Here is a 26,036-nt window from a genome sequence, read left to right as displayed (position 1 = left end):
TGAGCTGACACCGTGCGCTCCACCGTGGGAGCGGGCCATGCCCGCGATTCGCGCGCCTCGCGCGCGCCCAAATAAGCCGGTCACCGTCCGTTGTCGATAGTTCCCACGTGCCTGCGTGGTCACGCGAGTTACTGGACGCGGAGCGTCCTCAGAGGCATTCCCACGCATGAGCGTGGGAACGATCCAAGTGTCGCCAGAGGCCGCGGTTCAACGTGGGAACGATCGTATCGTCTACCTCAAGGCCTCCAGACGGCGCTCTGCACATCGACTCGTTTGGGCAGCAGGCGGTTTTCCAGAAACAGGTCGGCGGTGCGCTGCTGGGCGGCGGCGATTTCGTCGCTGACCGGGATGGGCGGCGACGGCGGGCGGTGGCTGAAGGTGCGCTCGATCACCGCTTCGGACAAACCCATGAAGCGTGACAGCAGGCTGATGCTCGCTGCCTTGTCATCGCGGGTCAGCGCCTCGGCGCGGCCGAGTTCTTCCAGCAGTTGCGCAATGAATGCCGGGTTGGCTTCGGCATAGGGCCGCGCAGCGAGGAAGAACGGGCCGATGAAACCCAGGCCCTCACCATTGGCCAGCAGACGCGCCTTGCCTTCCAGATCGATGGCCGAATAGAACGGGTCCCAGATGGCCCAGGCATCCACGCTACCGCTCTCGAAGGCGGCACGGGCGTCAGAGGGCGCCAGGTAGATCGGCTGGATATCGGCGAAACTCAGGCCTTCACGCTGCAGCGCACGCAGTACCAGGTTGTGCGCGCTGGAACCCTTCTGCAAGGCGACCTTGCGGCCCTTGAGTTCTTTTACCGACTGAATGGAGCTGCTCTTGGGCACCAGAATCACCTCGGCCTGGGGCTTCGGTGGCTCGGCGGCGATGTACAGCAGATCGGCGCCTGCGGCCTGGGCGAAGATCGGCGGGATATCACCCGTGGCGCCGATATCCAGGCTGCCGATGTTCAGCGCTTCGAGCATTTGCGGGCCCGCAGGGAACTCGATCCACTGCACCTTGGTGTCGGCGAAACGCTTTTCCAGCATGCCGTGCTCCTTGGCCAGCACCAGGCTGACCGAGCCTTTCTGGTAGCCGATGCGCAAGGTCTGCGGGTCGGCATTTACAGCCTGCGCAAGACCGATCAACGCCAGTGCGGCGAGCGCTAACTTCATACCTTTCATGCTCACTCCTGCCAGTCGGTCGACGGTTTTTCCCAGAGGTTGATGCCGCCCTCGACGGCGTAGCGGTCGATCTCCGCCAGTTCCTCGGCGCTGAACGCCAGGTTGTCCAGCGCCGCGACGTTCTCGGTGATCTGCTCCGGCTTGCTCGCGCCGATCAGCGCCGAGGTGACCCGCGGATCGCGCAGGGTCCAGGCCAGCGCCAGCTGTGCCAGGCTCTGGCCGCGACGTTGGGCGATTTCGTTGAGGGCGCGGGCACGAGCGATGTTGTCGTCGGACAGATGCTCGGGCCGCAGTGACGCGCCACCCGGGCGATTGACCCGAGCGTCGGCGGGAATGCCATCGAGGTACTTGTCACTGAGCAGCCCCTGAGCCAGCGCGGTGAACACGATCACCCCGGCGCCCTCCTCCTCGGTCGCCGTCAGCAGATCCTTCTCGATCCAGCGATTGAACAGGTTGTAGGCCGGCTGATGGATCAGCAGCGGCACGTTGCGTGCCCGCAGCAGCGCGGCGATTTCCTGGGTCTTGCCTGCCGAGTAGGAGGAGATGCCAATGTACAGCGCCTTGCCCTGCTCGACGATGCTGGCCAGTGCCCCGGCGGTTTCTTCCAGCGGCGTGTGCGGGTCGAAGCGGTGCGAATAGAAGATGTCGACGTAGTCCACGCCGAGGCGCTGCAGGCTCTGGTCGAGGCTGGAAATCAGGTACTTGCGCGAACTGCCGCCCTGCCCGTAGGGGCCGGGCCACATGTCCCAGCCGGCCTTGGTGGAGATGATCAGCTCATCACGGTACTGCCTGAAATCCTCACGCAGCAAACGGCCGAAATTGCTCTCGGCGCTGCCATAGGGCGGCCCATAGTTGTTGGCCAGATCGAAGTGATTGATCCCCAGATCGAACGCCGTACGCAGCAGCGCGCGCTGGGTGTCGATGGGCGTGGCGTCACCGAAGTTGTGCCACAGCCCCAGAGACAGGGCCGGCAGCACCAGGCCACTGCGGCCGACGCGGCGATAGGGTACACGCTCATAGCGCTGCGGGTTGGCGATGTAGGTCATCAGAAGTTCTCCATCAGGGAATAGGTGCAGGTTGCGCGGCGGGCAGGTGGTACCACTCGAGGCCCACGGCGCTGCGCTGCTTGAAACCATGCCAGTAGCTGTGGTCGGCCTGCTGGCGACCTTCGCCATCCAGCGACCATTTGCCGTCGACGGCCAGGGGCGTCAGGTCGAGATAGGCCTTTCTGTCCAGCCCCTTGAGCTGCTGGTCGAGAAACGCCAGGACGAAATGCTGGTTGATGTTGTTGATCCGCGCACTGTCCCACACCGGCTCCGCATAGGCGGAGAAATCGTCGGGATGACTGCTGGCGGCAGGCGGTGGCGGATTCGGTGCCACGTTATGGCGTGCATTTTGATAGACCAGCAGATAGCGCTCGGCATTCACCGCGCCGTCCACCAGGCGCCTGATACCGTCGCGATAACCGGAGACGTCATCCTGGTCACCGGCGACGAACAGGCTCGGCACCCGCAGGCCAGCCAGACCGGCCTGATCGAAGATGCCCTGCCGCCCGCCCCAGGGCGCGAACAGCACCAACGCCTTGATCCGTGTATCTCGGCCACCCTCGTAAACGCTGTTTCCGGCACGTCGCGACTCGAGCGCGGAGCCCGGCACCAGGCTGCTGGCCACCGCGCTGACTCCGGCGCCGGCGGCATTCAATGCGCCGTAGCCGCCCATGGAGTAACCCAGCAAAGCGGTGCGCTGCACGTCCAGATGCCCGGCCAGGAAGCTGTCACTGTCAGCCTCGCTCAAGGCGCTCAACTGCTGGAGCACGAACAGATCGTCCAGCGGGCGATTGAGCAGCGTGCTGGCGAAACCGGCCTTGTCCGCGCGGGTCGACTCCGGGTGATCGATGGCCGCCACCACGTAACCGTGGGAGGCCAGGTGCTCGGTCAGGTAGCTCATCTGCAGGCGCGAGCCCGGGTAGCCGTGGGAGACGATGACCAGCGGGTAACGGCCCTCGCTCGCCGGCGCATCACGCAAGGCTCGGCCCTGGAACTCGAACGGCGTGTTGGGCCGTTTGGGATCGTTGGCACCGGCACCCAGCACGTCGCGGTAGGTGGTCAGCTCCTGTTGCCCGGCCGGCAGTTGCGCGGGATACCAGATTTCCAGGCGCAGCCTTCGCTCGTAACGCGGCGCGGGATTCCTGGCATCGATGGACAGCACGTCGAGTTGATCGCGGTTTACCAGCTCAAGGGTACGTACGCCCACCTGATGCTCGCCGCGCGCGGCAAGCTCGGGGGCGTCTGGGCGGGCGTCGCCATACAGCGCGAACGCGCTGCCGGGAATCCCGAGGGCCAACAGACAGGCGAGGACGAGTTTCATCGATTTTCCTGCGTGAAGAAGCGGTTCTGCGGCGCACTCAGGCCCAGATGATCGCGCAGCGTGCGGCCTTGGTACTCGCGGCGGAATAGCCCGCGACGCTGCAACTCGGGCACCACCTGCGTGGCGAAATCTTCCAGACCGGCCGGCAGGTGCGGTACCAGCACGTTGAAGCCATCGGCAGCGCGCTCCTCGAACCAGGCCTGTAATTCGTCGGCGATCTGCGTGGGTGTGCCGATCAGGCTGTAATGCCCGCGCCCGCCAGCGATACGCCGCCCCAGTTGCGCCAGGGTCAGGTTCTCCGCCCCTGCCAGTTCGGTCAGCAGTTTCTGCCGGCTCTGCTGACCATTCTCGGTCAGCGGCAGCTCCGGCAGCGGACCATCGGCCGGGTAGCCGGACAGATCGAAGTTGCCCAGCATGCGCCCCAGCAGCGCGATGCCGACCTGTGGTTCGACCAGCTCCTGGAAGCGCTCGAATTTCTCGCGGGCTTCGCCCTCGCTCTGACCGACCACCACGAACACGCCGGGCATGATCTTCAGCGAATCCTCGCGGCGCCCGAAGCCGTGCAACCGACCCTTGAGATCGGCATAGAATGCCTGGGCCTTGGCCAGCGAGGTCTGCGCCGTGAAGACCACTTCGGCGGTCTCTGCGGCGAGCTGCCGACCGGTTTCCGAGGAGCCCGCCTGAACGATCACCGGCCTGCCCTGGGGCGAGCGGGCCACGTTCAGCGGCCCGCGTACCTTGAAGTGCTCACCCTGATGGTCGAGCACATGCAATTTGGCCGGATCGAAGAACTGGCCGCTGGCCTTGTCGTGCAGGAAGGCGTCGTCCGCCCAGCTGTCCCAGAGCCCGGTGACCACATCATGGAACTCCCGCGCGCGGGCATAGCGCTCGGCGTGGGGAATGTGCGCGTCGCGGCCGAAGTTGTAGGCCTCGGCGGCGGCGTCCGAGGTCACCAGGTTCCAGCCTGCGCGGCCACCGGAGAGCTGGTCGAGGGAGGCGAACTTGCGGGCCACGTGATAGGGCTCGTTGTAGCTGGTGGTTACCGTGCTGATCAGGCCGATGCGCTCGGTCACCGCGCTCAGCGCAGAAAGCAGCGTCAGCGGTTCGAAATGCGCCGAGCGCGGCATCCGGCTGGCGATGGCATCGGTCGGTGCGGCCACGCTGTCGGCCACGAACAGCGCGTCGAAGCAGGCCGCTTCGGCGATCTGCGCAGTACGTTTGTAAACCGAGAAATCCAGCGGATCGGCTGGTACGTCCGGATGGCGCCAGGCAGCGACGTGGTGCCCGGTGGCCATGAGAAATGCGCCGAGACTGAGCTGGCGGGTGGATCGAGTCATGATGAATCCCTGGGTGAATGCATGACCGCCCTGCCGTTCTATCGGCTCGGGCGGGTTCCGCACGCTAGGTAGGCACGCTGTCCGTCAAAAATCCTTGCGCAGTTGCACACCGAAATAGCGTTGATCGTCACGTGGCGCCATACGGTAGATATGGTTACCGCCCGAGGCCAGCATGGTGGAGTAGGACTTGTCGGTCAGGTTCTTCGCCAACAGCGCCACACGCCAGCCATCGTTGTAGTTGGCCAGGGCCACGCTGGCATTCCAGATGCCGTAGGCGCTCTGGGTGGTGCCTGGGTTCTGGTCGAGGCTGTACTGCACCTTGTCCTGCCAGCTGTAGTCCGAGTTCAGTTCCACGTCCAGGCCGTTGTCCAGCGGGATGCTGTAGTCGGCACGCACGTAGCTCTTCCAGTCCGGCGTGAACGGCAATGGCGAGCCGTCGATATCGCAGGTTGCCGCAGCGCCCGGCGGGCACTGGAAGCTGTCGACCCGCGCCTTGGTGTAGGCAACGGCGCCGGACAGTTTCAGCTGACGAGTGGCCTGCAGGCTGTAATCCAGCTCGACGCCCTGCGTCTTGACGCTGCCAGCGTTGATCAGGCGGGTTACCACCTGATTGGCCACGGTGTCGAAGAAGTTGGCCTGGTAGTTATCGTAATCGGTGTGGAATACCGCGAGGTTGGTGACCAGGCGGTTGTTCCAGGCGGTGCTCTTCAGGCCGATTTCATACGAATCGGAGGTCTCCGGTTTCAGCGCCTCGGTATCGCGCGGCTGCATGTTGAAGAACACGTTGTAGGCTGGCCCTTTGTAACCACGCGAGTAGGTGGCGTAGCCCATCAGGTTGTCGGTGAAGTCGTACTGACCGCCGATACGGCCGGTCCAGCCATCTTCATCGACCGAACCGGAGCTGCGCGTCGCTGGCTGGATGCCGGTGACTGCCGTGGCCGATGTGGAGGCGCGACGGTGATCGTACTCGACGTCGTCATGGGTCCAGCGCAGACCGAGGATGCCGCGCAAATCATCGGTGAAATGGAAGGTGTTCTCGCCAAACACCGCGTAGCTGTCGTTGGTCACGCTGTAATCGGCACGGCCGTTGTTGGTAACGCCGCCGTTGGTCGATTGACGGCGATAGACCTCATCCGAACGGCCATGCATGTAGAAGGCGCCCACCACGTATTCGAGAAATTCGCCTTTTGGCGAAGCCAGGCGCAGCTCCTGAGAATACTGGTCGTAGCGTACGTCGCCCTTGTCATGAGAGGCAGTGGTCGGCAGCTGGGCACTGCGGTCGCCATCCTGGTACTGGGTGTTGTCCCAGCCGCGCCAGGCAGTGATCGAGGTTAGCGTGAAATCACCCAGGCTCCAGTCGGCCTGCCCGGACAAGCCGGTATTGGTGTCCTCGACGTGGGTCTTGTAATCGCTGTTGATCTTGCCGTTATGCTCGCTCGGCCGCAAACCGGCGGACAGTGCCGGCGCGGTGGTCGATACGATGATGCCGCTGGGAATGGTGTCTTCGCCTTCCAGGTAATCACCGATCAGGGTGAATTTGAAATCCTCGTTGGGCTCGAACTGCAGCTTGCCGCGCACGCCCTTGCGGTCGTAACCGTTGACGTCATGACCATTGGCGACGTTCTCGACGTTGCCGTCGTAGCTGCCCCACAGGGTACTCAGCGACCCCTTGAGGGTGTCGGTCAACCGGCCTCCGATGCCGAAGCGCAGGCGGTTTTCGTTGCCGCCACCGAAGTGCGAGTAATCCACATAACCGCGGGTCTCCTCGGGCGCCTCACGGGTAACGATGTTGAGGACGCCAGCCGAGGCGTTCTTGCCGAACAAGGTGCCCTGAGGGCCACGCAGCACCTCGATGCGCTCGAGATCGAGCAGGTCCAGGGTCGACTGCCCCGGCCGGCCGAACACCACGCCGTCGATCACCGTCGCGACGGTCGGCTCGACACCTGGCGAGGTGGAGATGGTGCCTACGCCGCGAATGAACAGCGAGGTGTCCTTGTTCGATGCACCGGAGCGGAAATTCAGGGTAGGCACCTGCTGCACGATGCTGGCGACGCCATTGCGATTGTCACGCTCGAGCTGCTCGCCATCGACCACCGACACGGCGACCGGCACGTCCTGCAGGGATTGCTCGCGGCGGGTCGCGGTGACCGTCACGGCTTTCAACGAAGTGGCGGCGGGCTCGCTCGGCTCGGCCGCCCAGAGCGGTGCGGCCCCGGAAGCGAGCACCACGGCGACCGCCAGTGGGTGGAGGGAAATCGAACCACGGAGGCGGCGCGCACTGCGGGCGGCCGGCAAAAATGCGTTATGCATGACGTTCACTGCCTGATTGACCGATTGATGCTCGCCCCATGGCGAGCGTACTGCACACAGTCGTCAACGGATCTCGCTCGTGCGAGTGGCAGTCATGCGACGGAAGTGCGATGCGCTGTTAGCGCTAACAAGGCAAAGTGTGGAGAGCGCCTCAGAGATCGTCAAATAATAAAAAATGCTTTTTATATTCCAAAAAAATAAATATCCAGACGCGCTGCCAACGCTTTTGTTAGCGCTAACGTTGCAGTATGTTTAGCGCCCCAGCCTCCTGTCAGGATCACCCATGCCCCGCCCTCCAGCCGACTCGCCACGCAAGAGACGCGGCGCAGGCCGCGTCACGCTGAGCAGCGTCGCAGAGCGCGTCGGCGTGTCCTCGATCACCATCTCGCGCTACTTCAACCAGCCGGATCAGGTGTCCGAAGAACTGCGTGAGCGCATCCGCAGTGCGGTGGACGAATTAGGCTACGTGCCCAATCTGGTGGCTGGCGGGTTGGCATCCGCGCGGGGGCGGATCGTCGGCATGGTCATCCCGAACATCTCCGGGCCGATCTTCGCCCAGACCATCCAGGGCTTCAGCGACACCCTCAGCCGCCACGGCTACCAGTTGCTGCTGGCTTCCAGCTATTTCAGCGAGGAACAGGAAGAAAGCGCAGTGCGCGCCTTTCTCGGCTGGTCGCCGGCCGCTCTGGTGGTCACCAGCCACTTCCACAGTGCCGGTACGGAAAAGATGCTCGCCGATGCCGACATCCCGCTGGTGGAGATCTGGGACTACCGCCCCGAACGAGCGCCCCTGCAGGTAGGCTTCGTGCATTACGAGGTTGGCGTGACCGCGGCGCGCTATCTACTGGGCAAGGGCTATCGGCGCATCGCATTCGTGCAGAACAGCGTGCCTGGGGATTTCAGCGCGCTGGAGCGCCGCGACGGCTACGCCGATACCTTGCGGGCAGCAGGTCTCGAGCCTTGGGCGTTCGCACCGGATGAGAACCTGCAACCCTTCGAAGCGGGCAAGCAGGCAATGGAAAGCCTGATGCAGGGAGCGCAGCGCCCGGATGCGATCATCTTCGCCAACGACAACCTGGCCGCTGGCGGCCTGCTCGCCGGCCGCCGCGCCGACCTGCGCATCCCGGAAGACTGCGCGGTGGTGGGCTTTGGTGATTACGCCTTCGCACCGATGCTGATACCCAGCCTGACCACCATCCGGCCACCGGCCAGGCAGATCGGCGAAGTGGCGGCGCAGCGCATCCTGCAGAAACTGGGTGTACTCGAGGAGGCACCGAGCGATGCCCCGCAACCGCTGGCGTGCGAGCTGATCGAGCGGGAAAGTAGTTAGGGTCCGTGGAGATTTCTCGCGGCAACGCGGCTCGCGCAGGAACGTCAACGAGCCCTAAGCGTTGCCCACCCAGGTACTGACGAACTCGCCGGTATCCACTTGTGGCACAGCGCGCAGTTCACGTTGTGGCGTCCCCAGATAGAGATAGCCAATCACCTGCTCGTTGCCCGCGAGGCCGAGGCCGGCATCCACCAGCGGATCATGGGACAACTCGCCGGTCCGCCACACCGCACCGATACCCTGGGCGTAGGCGGCGAGCAGAATGCCGTGCGCCGCGCAGCCTGCAGCCAGTACCTGCTCCTGAGCTGGAACCTTGGGGTGCTCCTGGGTACGGGCAATCACGACGATCAGCAGTGGCGCCCGCAGCGGCATGTTGCGGGCCTTGGTCAGCGCCTCCTCGTCAGCATCGGAATACTTGCCCGCGATCGCCTCGGCAAACAGCTCGCCCAGCGCATGACGTGCATCACCCTCGACGGTCAGGAAACGCCAGGGGCGCAGTTGCCCGTGATCCGGCGCCCGCAACGCGGCACGAAACAGCTGCTCACGCTGCTCGGCGGTGGGTGCAGGGTCGATCAAACGAGGAGCGGAAACACGGTTGATCAGCGCATCGAGAGCATCCATCGGTTCACCTCCAGAAAAAGAACCGGGATTCTACCAGCCAAGCGACGCCAGCATGAGCCACATACGCACGGCCTGGACGCAGCTCCGGAGGAGCCGGCTTGCGGGCGAAGCGATGGTGGATGCCCGCATAAATGCGTGGCCTGGCCGCTAGGCAACCCGGTCCGGCGACAGCTCAGGCTCCAACGGCGGCACCAGCGGTGGCAAGCCGTAGGCCCTGCGCGCGTCATCGCAATGCGGGTTGTGCTCGCCGTTGGCCCAGGAGGCCTCGAACTCGCGGCAGGTGCTGGAACGCTGTTCATACAGCGTGCAGCGAGTGCCCTGCCCCACATCGCCCAGCAAGGCGGTGCAGCGTGACGGTTTGGCCTCGGTGCCACGCATGGCGACGCGGTGCGGAGTGATCAGGATGACCTGCTCGTCCGGCACGGTTCCGCCTGCCGACTGGCACTCACCCCAGAAAAAAGACACACGAAAATGCGCACAGCAGGCGCCACACGCGAGACAAGGATTGGACATGATTTGGAAAGGGCTCAGAAACCGGCAAGGGCCGGCACCTGAGGGCGTATTCTATGCATCGCCACGGACTTGTAAAGTGGCACGAGTGGCCGCCCTGACGGGCGATCGAGGCGCCTGAGCGGGCAGGTTTACAGCATCAGCGGCACAGGTAGAATGGCGCCACTTTTTCGCGGATAAAACCGATGGCCTGGCCAACCCTAAGACTCATCGCGTTCATCAATGGCATTTTTCTGATCACCCTGGCCATCGGCATGGTCGGCCCGATGTTCACCCTGTTCGTCTTCGATCGCGCCGCAGAAGTGAGTCCCTTCGCCTGGTCGAGCCTGATCACCTTCATCGCCGGGCTGTCGATGATCGCCCGTGGCCGTCCTCAGGATGTGCATCTGCGCCCCCGCGACATGTACCTGCTGACGGTTTCGAGCTGGCTGATGGTGTGCATTTTCGCCGCGCTGCCGTTCATGTTCACCCAGCACATGAGTTACACCGACGCCTTCTTCGAGAGCATGTCGGGCATCACGGCGACAGGCGCCACCGTGCTGATCGGCCTGGACAACATGTCACCGGGCATCCTGATCTGGCGCTCCATGCTGCACTGGCTCGGCGGTATCGGCTTCATCGCCATGGCGGTGGCCATTCTGCCGATGCTACGCATCGGTGGCATGCGGCTGTTCCAGACCGAGTCGTCGGACCGTTCCGACAAGGTCATGCCGCGCTCGCACATGGTCGCCAAGTACATGGTGGTGGCTTATCTGGGTATCAGCCTGCTCGGCTGCCTGGGGTTGTGGCTGGCCGGTATGAGTTTCTTCGACGCCATCAACCACAGCATGTCGGCGATTTCGACAGGCGGCTTCTCCACCTCGGACCTGTCGCTGGCCAAGTGGACGCAACCGGCGGTGCATTGGGTGGCCGTGGTGCTGATGATTCTCGGCAGCCTGCCATTCGTGCTCTACGTTTCGACCTTGCGCGGCAACTTCGGCGCGGTGCTGGGCGACCAGCAAGTGCGTGGTTTTCTCTCCATTTTGCTGGGCACCTGGCTGATCCTCGGCATCTGGTACTACCTGACTACCGACCTGCACTGGCTCGATGCCCTGCGCCACGTCGCGGTGAATACCACCTCGATCATGACCACCACCGGTTTCGCACTCGGCGACTACTCACTGTGGGGTGGTTTCGCCGGGATGCTGTTCTTCTATCTGGGGTTCATCGGCGGTTGCTCCGGCTCCACCGCCGGTGGCTTGAAGATCTTCCGTTTTCAGGTCGCCTACATTCTGCTCAAGGCCAACCTGATGCAGCTGGTGCACCCCCGCGCGGTGATCAAGCAGCAGTACAACCGCCACCGTCTCGACGAGGACATCGTCCGCTCGATTCTCACCTTCTCGTTTTTCTTCACCATCACCATCGCCCTGCTGGCGCTGGCGCTGACCCTCTGCGGCCTGGACTGGATCACCGCGCTGAGCGGCGCCGCCAGCACGGTCGCTGGTGTCGGTCCCGGCATGGGCCCGATCATCGGCCCTGCCGGCACCTACGCCAGCCTGCCGGACATGGCCAAGTGGCTGCTGACTCTGGGCATGCTGCTGGGCCGCCTGGAAATCCTCACCGTGCTGGTGCTGCTGATGCCCGCGTTCTGGCGGCATTGATACCGCCAGGCCACAGATGACCGGGCGCCACGAGCGCCCGGATTCGGCCAAGGCCTGCTGAGGCTTGCGCACAGCTCACAGGGCCGCCAGCACGGTCGTGCGCCAGCGTTAACAGGCCCTATACTCTCCTGACATAACAAAAACAGGAGGCCGTCGATGAGCAGCCAGCCCCACGAGCGTTTCAACTCCTTCGCCGAGTTCTATCCGTACTACCTGCAGGAGCACGCCAACCCGATCTGCCGGCGCCTGCATTACGTCGGCAGCCTGCTGGTGCTGCTGGTACTCGGCTATGCGCTGGTCAGCCAGCGATGGCTCTGGCTACTGGCACTGCCGGTCATCGGCTATGGCTTCGCCTGGCTGGGGCACTTCGTGTTCGAACGTAACCGACCGGCCACTTTCCAGCATCCGCTGTACTCGCTGATGGGCGACTGGGTCATGCTCAAGGACGCCCTGACAGGGAAAATCCGTTTCTAGCCGGGCGCGTCGGCAAGACCGGCAAGCCGTTCGACGCGACCGTTCGGAGCCTTATGGCACTTCGCCTTTGCTGGTCTGGACGTCAACGTATATGATCCCGGTTTTCCGCTGGCCCCGTCCGCACGCCCCGTGCTGCCTGGCTCCCGGTAATGCAGTCGGATTTACAGCAGGGATCGTCACCACCGCATGAATGCAACTCTTTCCGCCATTCCGAACGGGTTACCAACGCTGCCTACGCGCGAGTATTACTCCCGTGTGCTGGCCTATATCGCCGTGGCCGCCAGCGTTGCCGCTGGTACCTACGCGCAGGTGTTCAGCCACGAACTATTGTGGCTGGTGCCCTACGCCCTGCTCTACCCGCACCTGGCGTACTGGCTCAGCAAGCGTTTCAGGGACGAGCATCCACACCGTACCGTCATGACCCTGCTGTTCATCGATGCCCTGCACTGTGGTGCCGCCGCCGCACTGCTGGGTTTTTCGGTGGTACCCAGCCTGATGTGCCTGCTCACCCTCACGTTCAGTGCCCTGATCGTCGGCGGGCTGCGCGACATGGGCCTGGCGCTGCTGGTGGCGTGCAGCGGTGCACTGCTCACCGCCTCGCTCACCGACCTGCACGTCGCACCGGAAACCCCTGCTCTGGTGGCGCTGGTCAGTATCGTCTTTACCACCCTGTACATCTGCATCACCGCGTACTTCGTGCACCAGCAGAGCATCCGCCTGAGCCAGGTACGTATCGAGATCAAGCGTGAGCAGGAAAAAGCTGCACGCCTGGCCCGCAACCTGGCCAAGTACCTGTCGCCGCAAGTGTGGGAGTCGATCTTCAGCGGCAAGAAACACGTGCGCCTGGAAACCCAGCGCAAGAAGCTCACGGTGTTCTTTTCCGACATTCGCGGTTTCACCGAACTGTCCGAAGAACTGGAAGCCGAGGCCCTGACCGACCTGCTCAACACCTATCTCAACGAGATGTCGAAGATCTGCATGAAGTTCGGCGGCACCATCGACAAGTTCATCGGCGACAGCGTCATGGTGTTCTTCGGTGACCCGAGCAGCCAGGGCGCCAAGAAGGACGCCATGGCAGCGGTCTCGATGGCCATCGCCATGCGCAAGCACATGAAGGTGTTGCGCCAGCACTGGCGCGCCCAGGGCATCACCAAACCGCTGGAAATCCGGATGGGCCTGAATACCGGCTACTGCACGGTGGGCAACTTCGGCGCCGATACGCGGATGGACTACACCATCATCGGTCGCGACGTGAACCTGGCCAGCCGCCTGGAAAGCGCCGCCGAAGCTGGCGAGATCCTGATCTCCCACGAGACCTACTCGCTGATCAAGGACGTGATCATGTGCCGCGACAAGGGCCAGATCAACGTCAAGGGCTTCACTCGACCAGTGCAGATCTACCAGGTGGTGGACTTCCGCCGCGACCTGGGCGCCACCTCCAGCTACGTCGAGCACGAGTTGCCCGGGTTCTCCATGTACCTGGATACCAACGGCATTCAGAACTTCGACAAGGAACGGGTCATCCAGGCCCTGCAACAGGCTGCGGAGAAGCTGCGCGACAAGATCATCATGTGACACCGCCAGCGCGAACGCGCCCCGGGCGTCAGCAACTGCCCGCGACGCGAGCCGGCAATGCGATCTCCAGCGGCTCACCGCTCAACAGTGGCTGCCGGGCCAGAAACTCGATAGCCGAGGCACGCCAGGACTGTCGCCCGGCCTCCTCCGCACACTGCCTGCGATCCAGCTCCAGCGCTGCCAGGCAGGCCTGACGCAGATCGTCGGCGAGCACGCCCGTCACGCCCGGCACCACCACATCCAGCGGTCCCGGCACGGCGAAGGCCGCCACCGGGGTGCCGCAGGCCTGAGCCTCGAGCATCACCAAGCCGTAGGTATCGGTCAGCGAGGGAAACACCAGCACGCTGGCGCGACGATAGAAGTCGGCCAACGCTTCACCGTGACGGTAGCCGAAGAATCTGACCTGAGCATACGCCTGCTGCAGCGCCTCTCGCTGCGGCCCGTCACCTACCACCCATTTTTCGCCTGGCAGATCGAGGTCGAGAAATGCCTGCAGGTTCTTCTCCGGCGCGATGCGCCCCACGTACAGGAATACCGCAGTCACCGGCGCCTGGCCACGGGCCTTGGGGGCGAACAAAAGGGTATTCACGCCCTTGCGCCATAACGCCAGGCGCTGCAGCCCTCGGCTGGCGAGCCCCTCGCGCAAGCGTTCGGTACTCACCAGCACCGCCTGGCTGGGACGATGAAACAGACGCAGATAGGCATACCCCAACCCCAGCGGAAGCCACGGACAGCGCGTCGTCAGGTACTCGGGAAAGCGGGTATGCACCGCGCTGGAAAAGGCCATGCCTCGGCGCAGCAGCCAACGTCGCGCGGCCCACCCCAGGGGCCCCTCGGTCGCCAGGTGCACGCAATCAGGCGCGAATGCCTCGATGGCCGCAGCGACCCGCCAGAGGTCCCAGGCCAGGGGAATCTCCGGGTAGCTCGGACAGGGCACGCAGCGAAACGCACCGGGTGAAAGTACGTCGACAAGATGCCCCATGTCCCGCAACTCGCTGACCAGGGCCTGCAGGCTGGTGACCACGCCATTGACTTGCGGCGCCCAGGCATCGGTGACGATCAGCAGCCTCATGCGGCCGGCTCGATGACCGCGACCTTGTCTGCCTGCAGTTGCGCCAGGCGCTCCTGCTCATCGGCCAGGCGGTACAGTTCGATGCGCCCGTCCGGGTGCTCGATCAGCGCCGTGCAGGATTCGACCCAGTCGCCGCAGTTGAGGTACTCGACGTCTCCCAGCGTGCGAATCTCCGCGTGGTGGATATGCCCGCACACCACACCGTCGAAGCCACGACGAGCGCACTCGTGGGTGATGGCCTCCTCGAAATCGCTGATGAAGTTCACCGCCGTCTTGACCTTGTGCTTCAGGTACGCGGACAGCGACCAGTAGCCGTACCCATAGCGGCGCCGCCAGTGATTGAGCCAGCGATTGAGCACCAGGGTGACGGTGTAGGCCGAATCGCCGAGAAAGGCCAACCAGCGGTGATAGCGGGTGATCACGTCGAACTGGTCGCCGTGGATCACCAGCAGGCGTCGCCCATCGGCGGTGACGTGTTCAGCTTCGTCGACAAGCTGGATGTTGCCCAGCAACAGCTTCGAATAGCGGCGCAGGAACTCGTCATGATTGCCGGTGACGTAGATGACCTGGGTGCCGCGCTTGCTCATGGTCATCAGGCGCCTGATCACGTTGGTATGCGCCTGCGGCCAGTAGATGCCGCCACGCAGCTTCCAGCCATCGATGATGTCGCCCACCAGGTAGATGCGCTCGGCCTGATAACGCTTGAGGAAGGCCGCCAGGTGCTCGGCCTGGCTGTCCCGTGTGCCCAGATGCACATCGGAAATCCACAGCGTACGGACACGTTGCTTGCGGCTCGGCCTTACCAGTTGTGCGATGCTCATCGGGCGATCTCCGGCAGATTTTCGGCCGAGCTTGAGCGAAAGCGGTGAAATGATTGTGAACGTGGCATGGCGATTCGATGACAGCAGCATCACGACAGCGGCCTTTTCGCAGACGCCCGCCCGTTGCCCAGGTCCCAAAAACCGGCCACGGAGTAAACTGCTACGACCGTTCGAGGAACTCCGCCATGTCAGCGCTCTTGTCAGTACGCCACTACCATCAGGACATCGTCTGCCACGAGCATGACCATGCCCAACTGGTTTTCGGCCTGAGCGGGCACCTGCAGTTCGAGGTGGCGGGCCTGGGCAGTCGTATCAGCCGGCAAACCCTGGTGGTGGTGCCAGCCGGCGCACGCCATGCCTGCGACAGCCGCCACGGTAGCGAATGCCTGGTGTTCGACGTACCGGCGGGTGACTGGCTGGAGCGACACCTGGGCAACCATGTCGATGCCAGCCGACGCCTGCTGGACGCGCCGCAGAAGGTCGAGCTGTCGGTCACGCAGAGCGGCCTGGTCAACTGGCTGGCCGCCAGCCCGATCAACGATCCGCTGATCGCTCGCCAGGGCTCTATCCTGCTGCTGGCCAGCCTCAGTGCGCAGGCGGATCCACGTCCCAGCCTGGGCCTGCCGCTGAGCGCGCTGAACGCCTATATCGAGCGGCACGCTGCCCATCCCATTCAGGTGGCGGACCTGGCCAGCCTTGCCGGGCTTTCGGCCGCACGCTTTCACAACCGCTTTCTCGACGAGACTGGGCTCACCCCCATGGCCTACGTGCGCGATAAACGCCTGCGCCTGGGCCGGCAACTGCTGCACAACAGCCGCCTGAGCGTCGGCGAGATCGCTGCACGAGTCGGCTACACCTCGCAGAGCGCGTTCACCGCCGCCCTCTCCCGACAATTCGGCGAAACGCCCAAAGCGCTGCGCGAGCGCCAGCCTCGCGACAAATAACGCCAGTCACGCGACAGCTGATCCTGTTCCGGCCCTTTAGAGTGCAGCCAAAACAGGAGCGGTATCATGCAAATCATCGAATGGCAGGACTTCGAACGCGTCGAGCTGCGCGTCGGCACCCTCATCAGCGCATCGCCCAACGAAAAAGCCTTGAAACCCGCCTACGTGCTGCAGGTGGACCTCGGCGAGCTGGGCGTCCGTACCTCCAGCGCCCAACTCACGGCCCATTACGGCGCCGACGAACTGGTGGGGCGCCAAGTGCTCTGCGTTTGCAACTTCGCCCCCAAACGCATTGCCGGCGTGCGTTCCGAAGTACTGGTCACGGGAGTCTATGACAGCGATGGCAAAGTCGTCCTGGCCAGCTTCGACAAGCCCTTGCCCAATGGCGCGCGCCTGGCATGAACACCCGCAATGCACTGCTCGGCCTGCATCTGGGCGCCCTGGCGTTTGGCCTGTCCGGGATCTTCGGCGAGTTGGCGAGCACCTCGCCGATCGCCATCGTCAGCGGCCGCGCGCTGTTCGCCGTGCTTGCACTGGGCCTGTTTCTGCTCGCAACACGCAAACCGTTGCGCGTCGCAGCCCGTCATCTGCCCTGGCTGGTATTGGGCGGCCTGCTGCTGGGAGCGCACTGGCTGACCTTCTTCGAATCGGTGCGGGTGTCAGGCGTGGCTATCGCGACGCTGGGTTTCGCCAGCTTTCCAGCCTTCACCGTGCTGCTTGAAGTGCTCCTGCTGGGTGAACGCCCACGGCCTGGTGAATACCTGATGGTCGCGCTGGTCAGTATCGGTCTGCTGCTGGTTGCGCCCGCTCTGGATCCGAGCGACAGCCACACCCAGGGACTGCTTTGGGGAGTGATGTCGGGGCTGCTGTTCGCCCTGCTGTCGTTGCTTGGCCGAACCATCGCCCGACACGTCGAGCCGATCCAGGCGGCGATGGGGCAGAACCTCGTGGCACTGGCCTGCTCCCTGCCATTCGCGGGTGCAACGCTGCAGAGCCTGGCAGCCGCTCAATGGTTCTGGCTGGCGCTACTGGGCGTGTTGTGCACGGCGCTGGCGCACAGCTTGCTGGTGGCCAGCTTGCGGGTCGTCAAAGCGCGCAATGCCGCACTGATCTTCGCCCTCGAGCCGGTCTACGGCATCGGCTTCGCCTGGCTGCTGTTCAACCAGGTTCCGACTCCTGGCATGCTCGCTGGCGGCAGCCTGATCATCTTCGCGGTATGCATGAGCGCTGCTCAGGCCAGCTCGCGGCAAGTGCCGAAAACCGCCTAGTCGGCGCGACTCAATTGGCTGCGGGCCTGTCGTTGTGGCCCAGGTCGCGGGCCGGGTCGATCTGGTCGCGCACCCGCTGCTTGAGCACCTTGGCCTCGGGAAACCCGCCATCAGCCTTGCGCTCCCAGATCTCGACACCGTTGCACTGAACGCGGAAAGTACCGCCGGTGGCTGGTTCGAGGCTGACCCTGGCAAGGTCATCGGCGAAGGTCGACAGCAGTTCCTGGGCTAACCACGCAGCGCGCAGCAGCCACTGGCACTGGGTGCAATAGGTGATGGTGACTTCGGCTTTGCTGGGGGTCATGGGTGGGCTCCATTGCTCTGGCCGCTATCTTAACAGCGCGCCGGCCATGACAAGCCACGTTACTGCACCAGCCCTGTAGCCGCGCCCTCGCGGCGAATGGTCGTAGCGCTGCAGTCTTGTGGAATGGCCGCAATCGCTTTCGCGCCGGGGCGACGCGCCTACGGTCGGCGGAAATGCCGCATTAGCGTAGGAGCCGCGCCCCCGCGGCGAATCGTGCGGCCAACACCAAAATTGCGGTGAGGCCAAAATCGTTCGCGCCGAGGGCGACGCTCCCACCTGCGATGTGCTGCAACCGCCCCCGCGGCGAATCGTGCGGCCAACACCCAAATTTCGGTAAGGCAAAATCATTCGCGCCAGGGGGAACGCGCCTACGCGATACGCGCGAGCAGCTCGCGGGCTTCCTGCTTCTCGTCCTCGTCACCCTCGTTGATCACTTCGTTGAGGATGTCGCAGGCTGCTTCCAGATCGTCCTGTTCGATGTAGGCCATCGCCAGGTTGAGCTTGGTGAGGTTCTCGTGGTTGGTGACGAAGCGGTCGAACCCTTCAGCCGGCTCACTGGGCAGATCGTCCAGCTCGAGCCATTCATCCTCCGGCCCCTCCTCTTCGACCAGCATGGTGCCAGCGAACGGGCTACTGGCATCGTGGCCGAAGATATCGGTGGACTGCTCGGCACTCTGCGCCGCGGAGGATTCGGCGTCGACGCCACCACGCTTCTTGCGTGCTCCATTTTCGAAGGGGTTGACCAGATCCCAGTCGGCATCCAGCGACAGATCGTCCAGGTTCAACTGGAAATCGTCCTCCTGGGCTTTCCTCTGCTCGGACGCGGGCGCCGGAGCCGGTGTGTCGTCCAATTCGAGGATCAGCTCATCGAGACCTTCCAGCGGCTCCAGTGAATCGTCAGGGTCCTGGGCACTCAGCTGCGAGGCGAACAGTGCCGGGTAACGGCCCTTGAGCTCGTCGATACGCTCACCGTCGAACCCGGCGTTACGCAACGTGCTCTCTTCTTCGGCAAAAGCGGCCGTATTGCCCTGCTGTGCCAGCACTTCGAGCAGACGGAAGCGAATGTCCAGGCGCTGCGGGTTGGCTTGCGACGCCTGGCGCAGTACGGATACCGCTTCGCCTATACGGCCATAGGCGAGGTAGATATTGGCGCCATCCAGCGGATCGGTGGGATTCGGCTCCGCCCTCGCGACAACTGCAGGGCGTACTGGCAGCGGTACATCCACCACCGTGGCCCGCGGCGCCACGACCGGTTCGACAGCCTCGGGCGCGGGCGCCTGAACCACTGGCGGCACCACCACGACCGTCTCGGCGATGACTTCGGGGGCAGGCGTGCGCTTGCGCTTGAACAGCAACAACAGGAGCGCCAGTAAGCCCAGCAGGGCTGCCAGCAGCATGTTCCACAGATTCCAGAAACCTTCGGCAGCCGGCTGCGCAGCAGGTGCCGGAGCGGCAACAGGCTCCTGCGCGGCCGCAGGCGGCGCGCTCTCGGCGGCCGGCACTGCAGGCGCAGCGGCTGCCGGACGCTGGGCGAGCTGCTCGAGCAACTGGGCGATCTGCTGATCACGCGCTTCCATGCGCGTCATCATGTCTTTCAACTGGTTCTGCACCACCAGCAGGTCCTGCTGCAGTTGCAGGTTCTCGGCACTGCGGTTGGCGACCTCTTCCTCGACACGGCGAATCTGCGCAAGCACTTCCACCTGCGGTTCGGCAGGCTGTTGCGGCGCGGTATCGGGGATGATCTGCGCAGGGGCTGCAGGCTGCGGTGCAGGCCCTGACTGCGCAGGCTGGCTGGGTGCGGCTTCGGCTATGCGGGCGTGATCCGGCAGCAGCAACGAGGCCCCGGCGCGCAGACGATGGATATCACCGTTGCTGAAGGCCTCGGGGTTGAGCGCGTGAATGTCCAGCATAAGGTCCTGCAGGGAGGACTGATTGCCCTCAACCCGCAGCTTGGACGCAATGGTCCACAAGCTCTCGCCGCTGGCGACCTGATAACGCTCACCCCGGCTGGCGATCGGCGTGCGGCGCGGCGGCGCATACGATGTGAACTGTTCGTTGCCAACCTGAGCCGCCTGGCTGGTGTAGGACGATGACGTCGGCGGATCGAGCAGCACCGTGTATTCGCGCAGCAACTGGCCGCCCGGCCGCTTGAGCTCGACGATGAAGTTCAGATAGGGCTCACGCACCGGCTGATTGGAGACCACCCGCACGACGCTGTTGCCGCCGCGCAGTACCGGGCTGAAGCGCAGGTCATTGAGAAAATAGATGCGCTCGACACCGGCAAGATTGAAGGCATCTGCCGGCGCCAGCGAGACCTTGATATCCGAAGTGCTCATGTCATCGCCGACCGCCAGCAGTTCGATCTCGGCATTCAGCGGCTGATTGAGTGCCGAATGCAGGGTGATCTCACCCAGCCCCAGCGCTGGCGCCAGTCCCGAATAGAATGCCGAACCTGATGCCAGGCCGATCAGTAAGTGACGAACACGAGTCATAAAAGCTCCCGATAACTCCGCTCGAAGAGTAGCTGCAGCAACCGAAACCGGATCGGTCTTCCTGCAAGATGCGGCGTAGCACAGCGCTGCGTCGGCAAACGCTCCTTGTCCCACCGAGTAGTGAGTATGGTCTCGATTCAACGGCTTGCGAGTTTTCAACCCGCATGATCCGCTCGAAGTCGAGCATCTGGCCATCATACGCAAAAAGCCAGAAATACGGCTAGTTATGTGAACGACGTCAACGTTGTGACGGGCGAATGTTCCAGGCAGCCAAAACGGTCAAGACGAACAGCGCCCCCATCAGTAGATAACTTTGCTGAAACGCCACCACCTCGGCAGAGAAATCCCCGCCCTCCCGGCGATGTCGCCACTCCAGAAAGAACGTCAGCAGGTTGACGCCGAATGCACCGCCCAACTGACGCACGAAGGTGATTGCGCCCGCTCCGTGCGCCAGCTGTTCACGGCCGAGAATGTCCAGCGCTCCGGTGCTCAGTGCGGGCAACAGAATACCCAGGCCGACTCGCCCCACGCAGGCCCAGCAGCAAAGCACCAAAAAGGAGGCCCCCGGTTCCAGCCAACCCAGCCCGAACGAAGACAGCGCCAACATCAGCAAGCCGCTGACCAGCAACACCGCAGTGGACAGACGGTCACTCAGCCAGCCACCGAGAAACGAGGCCACACCCATCAGAATGCCGGTTGGCAGCAACAGCAGACCGGCCCTGCCCGCGCTATAGCCCTCGATGGTCTGCACATGCAGAGGAATCAGATAGGTAGTGCCGTACAGCCCCATGCCGAGCGCGAGCGCCACCCAGCTGGCCTTGCGAAAGCCGACATGCCGCCAGAGCCCGAGCGGCAGCAGCGGGCGAGCACTGTGGCGGCTGCGCCATAGAAAGCCGGCCATCGCCAGGCTGCCGAGCAGGCCAGTGAGCCAGACCCGCGGCTGCACCCAGGGAAAGCGCTGCGCTTCGGCCAGGGCACCGAGCCAGGCGAACAGACCAACGCACAACAGGCTGAATGCCCACAGGTCGAGAAATGGCGTATTGCGCTGACGCGCGCTGGGCATCAGAAACTGCCCGGCGAGCATGGCCAGTACGCACATTGGCAGAGGCAGCCAGAACACCGCATACCAGCCGAAGTCATCGACCAGATAGCCGCCGATGGTCGGCCCCAGCGTAGGCGCGATCATCACGCCGAGCCCGTAAGCCCCCAGCGCGGTACCGCGACCACCGCCAGCGAACACCTGAAAGATCAGCACCATCGCCAGCGGCTGGACGATACCGGCGCACAGCCCCTGAATGACGCGCAAGGCGATCAGTTGCCAGGCGGCATCGGCCACCAGTGCGAGCAACGAGGTAACGATGAACAACCCCAGGCCCGCCTGCGCCGTCCGGCGAGCGCCGAACCGGGCCTGAGCCCAGGCAGACAGCAGCAAGCCAGCGGTCATCGCCGCGAGAAACCCGGTGGACAGCCACTGGGCAAGGGGGCGGCCAATGTGGAAATCGACCATGATCGCCGGCAATGCCACATTGATGCTGGTCGACGCCAGAATCATCGCCATGCTGCCCAGCATCAGCACGACCAGCAGATACTGCGGATAACGTGGCCCGAAGCGTCTCTGCAGGAGAGACAGGTCCTGCATCAACGCCGTTCCAGGTTACCCAGAATGCGTGCGTGGACCTGCTGGCAGCGCCGCAGATCCTCCTCGTCGATGCCAGCGAAAAGCTCTTCACGCAGTTGCGTGGAGATGGCTTCGATCTGCTCGATCAGCGGTTTGGCGGCAGGGCACAAGGCGATCTTCTTGGCGCGACGATCTTCGGGCACTGCCTGGCGGGTGACCAGCCCCTGCGCCTCGAGGCTATCGAGCAAGCGGGCCAGGGTAGGCCCTTCCACACCGACACTTTGGGCCAACTCACGTTGGGTCGGCAGCTCGGCGAAACGGCCGATGTGCAGCAGCACCAGCCAGCGCGCCTGGGACAGCCCCAGACCGGCAAGCCGCCGATCCAGCTCGGCGCGCCAGGAACGGGACAGCTGGGCCAACTGCATGGCAAAACGGTGTTGTTCGGATTGGGACATTGAGGCCGCTCTTGGAATTATCAAAAACTAATTATTAGCGAGCTAACCATAGCTTTTGGCAGAGAGCAAGATTGAGGTCGTTGCGAGATAAGAGACTGTCGCGTCAATAATCGTCGATCAGGCTTCGAATTCAGCTTGTAATGCGGCCCGGACGCAATGCAGCACACCCTCCTCCACGCGCCCGACGAACAGCGGGCTGATCTGCGCCACAGGTGGTAGCTCACCCTCGCCATCGAGGAAAGCGTCCTGAATCTCGCCGAGCAGTTCCTCAGGCAGATCGAGAGCCTGCTCCAGGGAAATCTGCTGGTCAGCGATGGCCTCGGCAAGCAGCGAGTAGGCGCTCTTCTGACTGCAGCCGAGCTGACTGGCGATTTGCGCGGGGGTCATCCCGGCACGCGCCAGGCTGACCAATTCATGACGCAGATCGACCACCGGCTGCGGCGCTTCGTTGCCGGCCAGCACTTCGAGGAAAGCATCGCCGTAACGCTCCAGCTTGCGCGCGCCGACACCACTGACACGGGCCATTTCCGCCAGCGTGGTGGGCTTGCTGCGCAGCATCTCCAGCAGCGTGGCATCCGGGAAGATGACGTAAGGCGGCACCGCGTGCTCCTCGGCCAGACGCTTGCGCAGGGCACGCAGCGCTTCCCACTGCTCGCGCTCCTCGCCCCGCACCAACTGCCGCGCCGGGCTACCCGAGGCCTTGGCACTCTGTTGCGGTTTGAGGTCACGGCGCAGTTGCAGCGTCACCTCCCCCCTTAACAATGGCCTACAGCTGTCGGACAGGCGCAGCCCGCCGTAGCCCTCCAAGTCCACATCAGCCAGGCCACGCGCGACCAACTGACGGAACAGCGAGCGCCACTCGCCTTCGCTGAGCGCACTGCCCACACCGAAAACAGAGAGATGCTGATGGCCAAGGCCGCGCATCTTCTCGTTGTCACGGCCGAGCAGAATGTCCACCAGGTGGCCGACGCCATAACGCTGACCACTGCGGTAGATGGCCGACAGCGCCTGGCGCGCCGGTTCGGTGGCGTCCCAGGTTTGCACGCCGTCGGTGCAGTTGTCGCAATGCCCGCAGGGCTGCGGCAACTCTTCGTCGAAATAGGCCAGCAGCACCTGGCGGCGGCAACGGGTTTCCTCGCACAGCGCGAGCATCGCATCGAGCTTGTGCTGCTCCACGCGCTTGTGGCGCTCGTCGCCTTCGGAATTGGCGAGCATCTGCTTGAGGAAGATCATGTCCTGCAGGCCGTAGGCCATCCAGGCGTCGGCCGGCAGACCGTCGCGGCCGCCACGGCCGGTTTCCTGGTAATAGGCTTCCAGCGACTTGGGCAGATCGAGGTGTGCGACGAAGCGCACGTTGGGCTTGTCGATACCCATGCCGAAGGCGATGGTCGCCACCATGATCAGCCCTTCTTCATTGAGGAAGCGCTTCTGGTTGTAGGCCCGCAGTTCGGCCGGCAGGCCGGCGTGATAGGGCAGCGCCGGAAAGCCCTGCTCGGTCAGGAAGCCCGCCACCTCTTCGACCTTCTTGCGCGACAGGCAATAGACGATGCCTGCATCGCCCTTGCGCGCGGCCAGAAACGCCAGCAACTGCTTGCGGGGCTGCTCCTTGGGCACGATGCGGTAAAAGATGTTGGGACGGTCGAAGCTGGACAGGAAGCGCTCGGCATTCTGCAAATGCAGACGATTGACGATTTCCTCACGGGTACGCATGTCCGCGGTCGCGGTCAGGGCGATGCGCGGCACATCGGGGAACAGCTCGGCCAGTTGCCCCAACTGCAGGTATTCGGGACGGAAATCATGCCCCCACTGGGACACGCAGTGAGCCTCGTCGATGGCGAACAGCGCGATCTGCAACTGCTGCAGGAAGGCCAGCATGCGCGGCTGCACCAGACGCTCCGGGGCGAGATAGAGCATCTTGATCTCGCCGCGACGGATACGATCAGCGATATCGCGCTGCTGATCCGCATCCAGCGTGGAGTTCAGCGCCACAGCGGCCACACCCAGCTCTTCCAGGGTCGCCACCTGATCGTCCATCAGCGCGATCAGCGGTGAAACCACTACCGCCAGGCCATCGCGCAGCAACGCCGGCACCTGGAAACACAGCGACTTGCCGCCACCGGTCGGCATCAGCACCAGCGCATCGCCACCACTGGCCACGCGCTCGATGATCGCACCCTGGCGGCCACGGAAGCTGTCATAGCCGAATACGTCTTTGAGGATGCGTTGCGCCTGCTCGAGCATGTAGGGTCTCCGAATCAAGCGGGGCATTATACGCAAGTGTCTCGCGGCGACGGGCAACGGATGTGTTTTTTAGCGTTTAGCACGCCGTTTTGCCTGCAACTCTGGCCGGGCTGGTTGGTCTGCTCTAACAGGCCGTTGAAAAACCTAGGCGAGGCAGCCGGTGCAAGGCGAAAACAGGTGGGAACGTGGAGTTTACGAGTTGTAAATGAGCATGACTCGCTTCGCTCGCCCTTCGGGCCGCACTGAAGTGCGTTAGCCGTAAACGCCTTGCTGAACCTGTTTTCAACGAAGCAACGGCAACGCAGATAGTTTTTCAACAGCCTGCTAGAATCCAGCCTCGTTTACTTCTTCAAGGTAGCCACCGATGTCCTTCGCCGAGCAACTGTCCCGTCTGCAAGCCTTCCTCGATGCTGATGATCTGCACGAAGAGGCGTTGGACTATGTCGCCGCACACGGTTACCTGACCGCCCTTTCCATCTGCCCGGACAAGGTCGAGACGCGCGAGTGGATCGATGCCCTGTTCTCCGAGCCGCCGCACTACCGCAGCGATGAAGAGCGCGATGACATCGAAGCCACGCTTATCCAGCTGCAGTCCCACATCGCTCGCCAGCTGGCCAGTGACGACGAGCCGGAAGTCCCTTGCGACCTGGACCTGGGCGACGAGCCTGACGACTCCGACCTGCGCGGCTGGTGCATCGGCTTCATGGAAGGCGTGTTCCTGCGCGAAGCGGTATGGTTCGACGACGCCGAAGACGAAGTTAGCGAACTGCTGCTGCCGATCATGGTCGGTTCCGGCCTGTTCGACGAGCAGCCGGAATTCGCCGAAATTGCCCGTGACCGCGATCTGGTCGACAGCATGATCGAGCAGATCCCCGAACTGCTCACCGCCCTGTTCCTGCTGTGCAACGCGCCAGAAGAGAAGCCCGCCCTGCTCAAACCTCGCCATCATTGATGGCGACGCCATCGATATGGCGCGCGAACCTTACGAAACACGCAACCCGCTGCTGCGCTATAGCCTGCTGACCCTCGGCTGGTTGAGCGTAGCGCTGGGCGTACTCGGCATCTTCCTGCCGGTATTGCCAACCACTCCCTTCCTGCTGCTGGCTGCGGCCTGCTTCATGCGCAGTTCACGACGCTTCTATCTATGGCTGGTGGAACACCCTCGCCTCGGCCCATGGATTCGCGACTATCTCGAAGGTGAAGGCATCCCCCGCAAGGCCAAGATTTACGCGATCGGCCTGATGTGGCTGAGCATCGGTGTTTCCTGCTGGCTGGTACCACTGATATGGGCCCGCCTGTTCATGCTGACCAGCGCCGTGCTCGTCAGCCTGTACATCCTCAAACAGAAGACGCTACCGGACCGACGCTGAATAGCCGACAGCACCTGCGCGCCGGAAACGCCACTCGATTGTAAGAGCCCGCTTGCGGGCGATCCGTCGTTCGGCCTCCCCGATCTATCAGAATGGCCACCCTCGCTTCGCCCGCAAGCGG

The 26,036-nt window shown here is 63.7% G+C and carries 23 protein-coding genes; 9 read left to right on the top strand and 14 right to left on the bottom strand.

Translation table 11 applies throughout. From position 1 onward, the window contains the following. Nucleotides 1–236: 236 nt before the first annotated feature. The 5 genes from ACT9T4_RS25180 to ACT9T4_RS25160 all read right to left on the bottom strand — a co-directional run bounded on the left by ACT9T4_RS25180 (nucleotide 237) and on the right by ACT9T4_RS25160 (nucleotide 7,180). Complete coding sequence (locus tag ACT9T4_RS25180; RefSeq protein ID WP_499119556.1) at nucleotides 237–1,166, bottom strand: aliphatic sulfonate ABC transporter substrate-binding protein; 930 nt, start codon at nucleotides 1,164–1,166, stop codon at nucleotides 237–239. A 2-nt stretch (nucleotides 1,167–1,168) separates the two neighbouring features. Further along, a complete protein-coding gene (gene mgrA / locus ACT9T4_RS25175; RefSeq protein WP_042554037.1) occupies nucleotides 1,169–2,212 on the bottom strand; it encodes an L-glyceraldehyde 3-phosphate reductase in 1,044 nt (347 codons plus the stop codon). 13 nt (nucleotides 2,213–2,225) lie between these two features. Further along, entirely contained in the window at nucleotides 2,226–3,533 is a 1,308-nt protein-coding gene (locus tag ACT9T4_RS25170; RefSeq protein WP_499119554.1) for an alpha/beta hydrolase family protein, read from the bottom strand. Next, entirely contained in the window at nucleotides 3,530–4,870 is a 1,341-nt protein-coding gene (locus tag ACT9T4_RS25165) for an LLM class flavin-dependent oxidoreductase (protein WP_042554035.1), read from the bottom strand. Before ACT9T4_RS25165 ends, ACT9T4_RS25170 begins: the two co-directional genes overlap by 4 nt. An 84-nt stretch (nucleotides 4,871–4,954) precedes the next feature. Further along, nucleotides 4,955–7,180: a TonB-dependent receptor gene (locus tag ACT9T4_RS25160; RefSeq protein ID WP_499119552.1), complete on the bottom strand. Its 2,226-nt coding sequence runs from the start codon at nucleotides 7,178–7,180 to the stop codon at nucleotides 4,955–4,957. Between the two features lie 283 nt (nucleotides 7,181–7,463). Between ACT9T4_RS25160 and ACT9T4_RS25155 the strand changes: the two genes are divergently transcribed. Beyond that, a complete protein-coding gene (locus tag ACT9T4_RS25155; RefSeq protein WP_042554034.1) occupies nucleotides 7,464–8,510 on the top strand; it encodes a LacI family DNA-binding transcriptional regulator in 1,047 nt (348 codons plus the stop codon). A 54-nt stretch (nucleotides 8,511–8,564) separates the two neighbouring features. Here ACT9T4_RS25155 and ACT9T4_RS25150 read toward each other — a convergent pair whose 3' ends face one another. Beyond that, the gene (locus ACT9T4_RS25150; RefSeq protein WP_499119550.1) at nucleotides 8,565–9,131 is read right to left on the bottom strand and encodes an NAD(P)H nitroreductase; all 567 of its coding nucleotides are present in this window, start codon (nucleotides 9,129–9,131) and stop codon (nucleotides 8,565–8,567) included. A gap of 147 nt (nucleotides 9,132–9,278) precedes the next feature. Further along, nucleotides 9,279–9,644 carry a YkgJ family cysteine cluster protein gene (locus ACT9T4_RS25145; protein WP_042554032.1) on the bottom strand — a complete coding sequence of 122 codons (366 nt, stop codon included), beginning with the start codon at nucleotides 9,642–9,644 and terminating at the stop codon, nucleotides 9,279–9,281. A 182-nt stretch (nucleotides 9,645–9,826) separates the two neighbouring features. Between ACT9T4_RS25145 and ACT9T4_RS25140 the strand changes: the two genes are divergently transcribed. The 3 genes from ACT9T4_RS25140 (at nucleotide 9,827) to ACT9T4_RS25130 (ending at nucleotide 13,330) form a co-directional block, all read left to right on the top strand. After that, on the top strand, nucleotides 9,827–11,281 hold the full coding sequence (locus ACT9T4_RS25140; protein WP_042554031.1) for a TrkH family potassium uptake protein: 1,455 nt from the start codon (nucleotides 9,827–9,829) through the stop codon (nucleotides 11,279–11,281). A gap of 156 nt (nucleotides 11,282–11,437) precedes the next feature. Continuing rightward, a complete protein-coding gene (locus tag ACT9T4_RS25135; RefSeq protein WP_042554030.1) occupies nucleotides 11,438–11,755 on the top strand; it encodes an Mpo1-like protein in 318 nt (105 codons plus the stop codon). A gap of 186 nt (nucleotides 11,756–11,941) precedes the next feature. Further along, a complete protein-coding gene (locus ACT9T4_RS25130; RefSeq protein ID WP_499119548.1) occupies nucleotides 11,942–13,330 on the top strand; it encodes an adenylate/guanylate cyclase domain-containing protein in 1,389 nt (462 codons plus the stop codon). 28 nt (nucleotides 13,331–13,358) lie between these two features. Here ACT9T4_RS25130 and ACT9T4_RS25125 read toward each other — a convergent pair whose 3' ends face one another. Next, the gene (locus tag ACT9T4_RS25125; protein ID WP_499119546.1) at nucleotides 13,359–14,402 is read right to left on the bottom strand and encodes a glycosyltransferase family 4 protein; all 1,044 of its coding nucleotides are present in this window, start codon (nucleotides 14,400–14,402) and stop codon (nucleotides 13,359–13,361) included. Beyond that, on the bottom strand, nucleotides 14,399–15,223 hold the full coding sequence (locus ACT9T4_RS25120; RefSeq protein WP_499119544.1) for a UDP-2,3-diacylglucosamine diphosphatase: 825 nt from the start codon (nucleotides 15,221–15,223) through the stop codon (nucleotides 14,399–14,401). The genes ACT9T4_RS25125 and ACT9T4_RS25120 overlap by 4 nt, the downstream gene beginning before the upstream one ends. A 185-nt stretch (nucleotides 15,224–15,408) precedes the next feature. On the opposite strand from ACT9T4_RS25120, the gene ACT9T4_RS25115 reads away from it, so the two are divergent. From ACT9T4_RS25115 to ACT9T4_RS25105, 3 genes are all read left to right on the top strand, one after another. Further along, nucleotides 15,409–16,167: an AraC family transcriptional regulator gene (locus tag ACT9T4_RS25115; RefSeq protein WP_042554026.1), complete on the top strand. Its 759-nt coding sequence runs from the start codon at nucleotides 15,409–15,411 to the stop codon at nucleotides 16,165–16,167. Nucleotides 16,168–16,233: 66 nt separating this feature from the next. Next, the gene (locus tag ACT9T4_RS25110; protein ID WP_042554025.1) at nucleotides 16,234–16,569 is read left to right on the top strand and encodes a tRNA-binding protein; all 336 of its coding nucleotides are present in this window, start codon (nucleotides 16,234–16,236) and stop codon (nucleotides 16,567–16,569) included. Next, nucleotides 16,566–17,435: a DMT family transporter gene (locus ACT9T4_RS25105; protein WP_179538443.1), complete on the top strand. Its 870-nt coding sequence runs from the start codon at nucleotides 16,566–16,568 to the stop codon at nucleotides 17,433–17,435. Before ACT9T4_RS25110 ends, ACT9T4_RS25105 begins: the two co-directional genes overlap by 4 nt. A gap of 10 nt (nucleotides 17,436–17,445) precedes the next feature. Here ACT9T4_RS25105 and ACT9T4_RS25100 read toward each other — a convergent pair whose 3' ends face one another. From ACT9T4_RS25100 to recQ, 5 genes are all read right to left on the bottom strand, one after another. Further along, nucleotides 17,446–17,739 (bottom strand): Rdx family protein, encoded by a 294-nt coding sequence (locus ACT9T4_RS25100; protein ID WP_042554023.1) that lies wholly within the window; start codon nucleotides 17,737–17,739, stop codon nucleotides 17,446–17,448. 368 nt (nucleotides 17,740–18,107) lie between these two features. Next, nucleotides 18,108–20,231: a motility hub landmark protein FimV gene (locus tag ACT9T4_RS25095; protein ID WP_499119542.1), complete on the bottom strand. Its 2,124-nt coding sequence runs from the start codon at nucleotides 20,229–20,231 to the stop codon at nucleotides 18,108–18,110. A gap of 238 nt (nucleotides 20,232–20,469) precedes the next feature. After that, on the bottom strand, nucleotides 20,470–21,870 hold the full coding sequence (locus ACT9T4_RS25090; protein WP_499119540.1) for a DHA2 family efflux MFS transporter permease subunit: 1,401 nt from the start codon (nucleotides 21,868–21,870) through the stop codon (nucleotides 20,470–20,472). Next, nucleotides 21,870–22,304: a MarR family transcriptional regulator gene (locus ACT9T4_RS25085; protein WP_042554021.1), complete on the bottom strand. Its 435-nt coding sequence runs from the start codon at nucleotides 22,302–22,304 to the stop codon at nucleotides 21,870–21,872. Before ACT9T4_RS25085 ends, ACT9T4_RS25090 begins: the two co-directional genes overlap by 1 nt. A 117-nt stretch (nucleotides 22,305–22,421) precedes the next feature. Beyond that, nucleotides 22,422–24,545 (bottom strand): DNA helicase RecQ, encoded by a 2,124-nt coding sequence (gene recQ, locus ACT9T4_RS25080; protein WP_499119537.1) that lies wholly within the window; start codon nucleotides 24,543–24,545, stop codon nucleotides 22,422–22,424. 364 nt (nucleotides 24,546–24,909) lie between these two features. Between recQ and ACT9T4_RS25075 the strand changes: the two genes are divergently transcribed. Continuing rightward, nucleotides 24,910–25,497: a UPF0149 family protein gene (locus ACT9T4_RS25075; protein ID WP_042554019.1), complete on the top strand. Its 588-nt coding sequence runs from the start codon at nucleotides 24,910–24,912 to the stop codon at nucleotides 25,495–25,497. A gap of 16 nt (nucleotides 25,498–25,513) precedes the next feature. Then, complete coding sequence (locus ACT9T4_RS25070) at nucleotides 25,514–25,915, top strand: YbaN family protein (protein WP_042554018.1); 402 nt, start codon at nucleotides 25,514–25,516, stop codon at nucleotides 25,913–25,915. Nucleotides 25,916–26,036 lie beyond the last annotated feature (121 nt).

The sequence above is a fragment of the Pseudomonas sp. SZ40 genome (genome assembly GCF_052958135.1).
The sequence above is the reverse complement of the archived record's forward strand: the minus strand, read 5'-3'. Positions and strand labels throughout refer to the sequence as shown.

Coding starts and splice junctions, on each gene's coding strand:
- ACT9T4_RS25180 (WP_499119556.1), bottom strand. CDS start 1,166: ATGAAAGGTATGAAGTTAGCGCTCGCCGCACTGGCGTTGATCGGTCTT.
- mgrA (WP_042554037.1), bottom strand. CDS start 2,212: ATGACCTACATCGCCAACCCGCAGCGCTATGAGCGTGTACCCTATCGC.
- ACT9T4_RS25170 (WP_499119554.1), bottom strand. CDS start 3,533: ATGAAACTCGTCCTCGCCTGTCTGTTGGCCCTCGGGATTCCCGGCAGC.
- ACT9T4_RS25165 (WP_042554035.1), bottom strand. CDS start 4,870: ATGACTCGATCCACCCGCCAGCTCAGTCTCGGCGCATTTCTCATGGCC.
- ACT9T4_RS25160 (WP_499119552.1), bottom strand. CDS start 7,180: ATGCATAACGCATTTTTGCCGGCCGCCCGCAGTGCGCGCCGCCTCCGT.
- ACT9T4_RS25155 (WP_042554034.1), top strand. CDS start 7,464: ATGCCCCGCCCTCCAGCCGACTCGCCACGCAAGAGACGCGGCGCAGGC.
- ACT9T4_RS25150 (WP_499119550.1), bottom strand. CDS start 9,131: ATGGATGCTCTCGATGCGCTGATCAACCGTGTTTCCGCTCCTCGTTTG.
- ACT9T4_RS25145 (WP_042554032.1), bottom strand. CDS start 9,644: ATGTCCAATCCTTGTCTCGCGTGTGGCGCCTGCTGTGCGCATTTTCGT.
- ACT9T4_RS25140 (WP_042554031.1), top strand. CDS start 9,827: ATGGCCTGGCCAACCCTAAGACTCATCGCGTTCATCAATGGCATTTTT.
- ACT9T4_RS25135 (WP_042554030.1), top strand. CDS start 11,438: ATGAGCAGCCAGCCCCACGAGCGTTTCAACTCCTTCGCCGAGTTCTAT.
- ACT9T4_RS25130 (WP_499119548.1), top strand. CDS start 11,942: ATGAATGCAACTCTTTCCGCCATTCCGAACGGGTTACCAACGCTGCCT.
- ACT9T4_RS25125 (WP_499119546.1), bottom strand. CDS start 14,402: ATGAGGCTGCTGATCGTCACCGATGCCTGGGCGCCGCAAGTCAATGGC.
- ACT9T4_RS25120 (WP_499119544.1), bottom strand. CDS start 15,223: ATGAGCATCGCACAACTGGTAAGGCCGAGCCGCAAGCAACGTGTCCGT.
- ACT9T4_RS25115 (WP_042554026.1), top strand. CDS start 15,409: ATGTCAGCGCTCTTGTCAGTACGCCACTACCATCAGGACATCGTCTGC.
- ACT9T4_RS25110 (WP_042554025.1), top strand. CDS start 16,234: ATGCAAATCATCGAATGGCAGGACTTCGAACGCGTCGAGCTGCGCGTC.
- ACT9T4_RS25105 (WP_179538443.1), top strand. CDS start 16,566: ATGAACACCCGCAATGCACTGCTCGGCCTGCATCTGGGCGCCCTGGCG.
- ACT9T4_RS25100 (WP_042554023.1), bottom strand. CDS start 17,739: ATGACCCCCAGCAAAGCCGAAGTCACCATCACCTATTGCACCCAGTGC.
- ACT9T4_RS25095 (WP_499119542.1), bottom strand. CDS start 20,231: ATGACTCGTGTTCGTCACTTACTGATCGGCCTGGCATCAGGTTCGGCA.
- ACT9T4_RS25090 (WP_499119540.1), bottom strand. CDS start 21,870: ATGCAGGACCTGTCTCTCCTGCAGAGACGCTTCGGGCCACGTTATCCG.
- ACT9T4_RS25085 (WP_042554021.1), bottom strand. CDS start 22,304: ATGTCCCAATCCGAACAACACCGTTTTGCCATGCAGTTGGCCCAGCTG.
- recQ (WP_499119537.1), bottom strand. CDS start 24,545: ATGCTCGAGCAGGCGCAACGCATCCTCAAAGACGTATTCGGCTATGAC.
- ACT9T4_RS25075 (WP_042554019.1), top strand. CDS start 24,910: ATGTCCTTCGCCGAGCAACTGTCCCGTCTGCAAGCCTTCCTCGATGCT.
- ACT9T4_RS25070 (WP_042554018.1), top strand. CDS start 25,514: ATGGCGCGCGAACCTTACGAAACACGCAACCCGCTGCTGCGCTATAGC.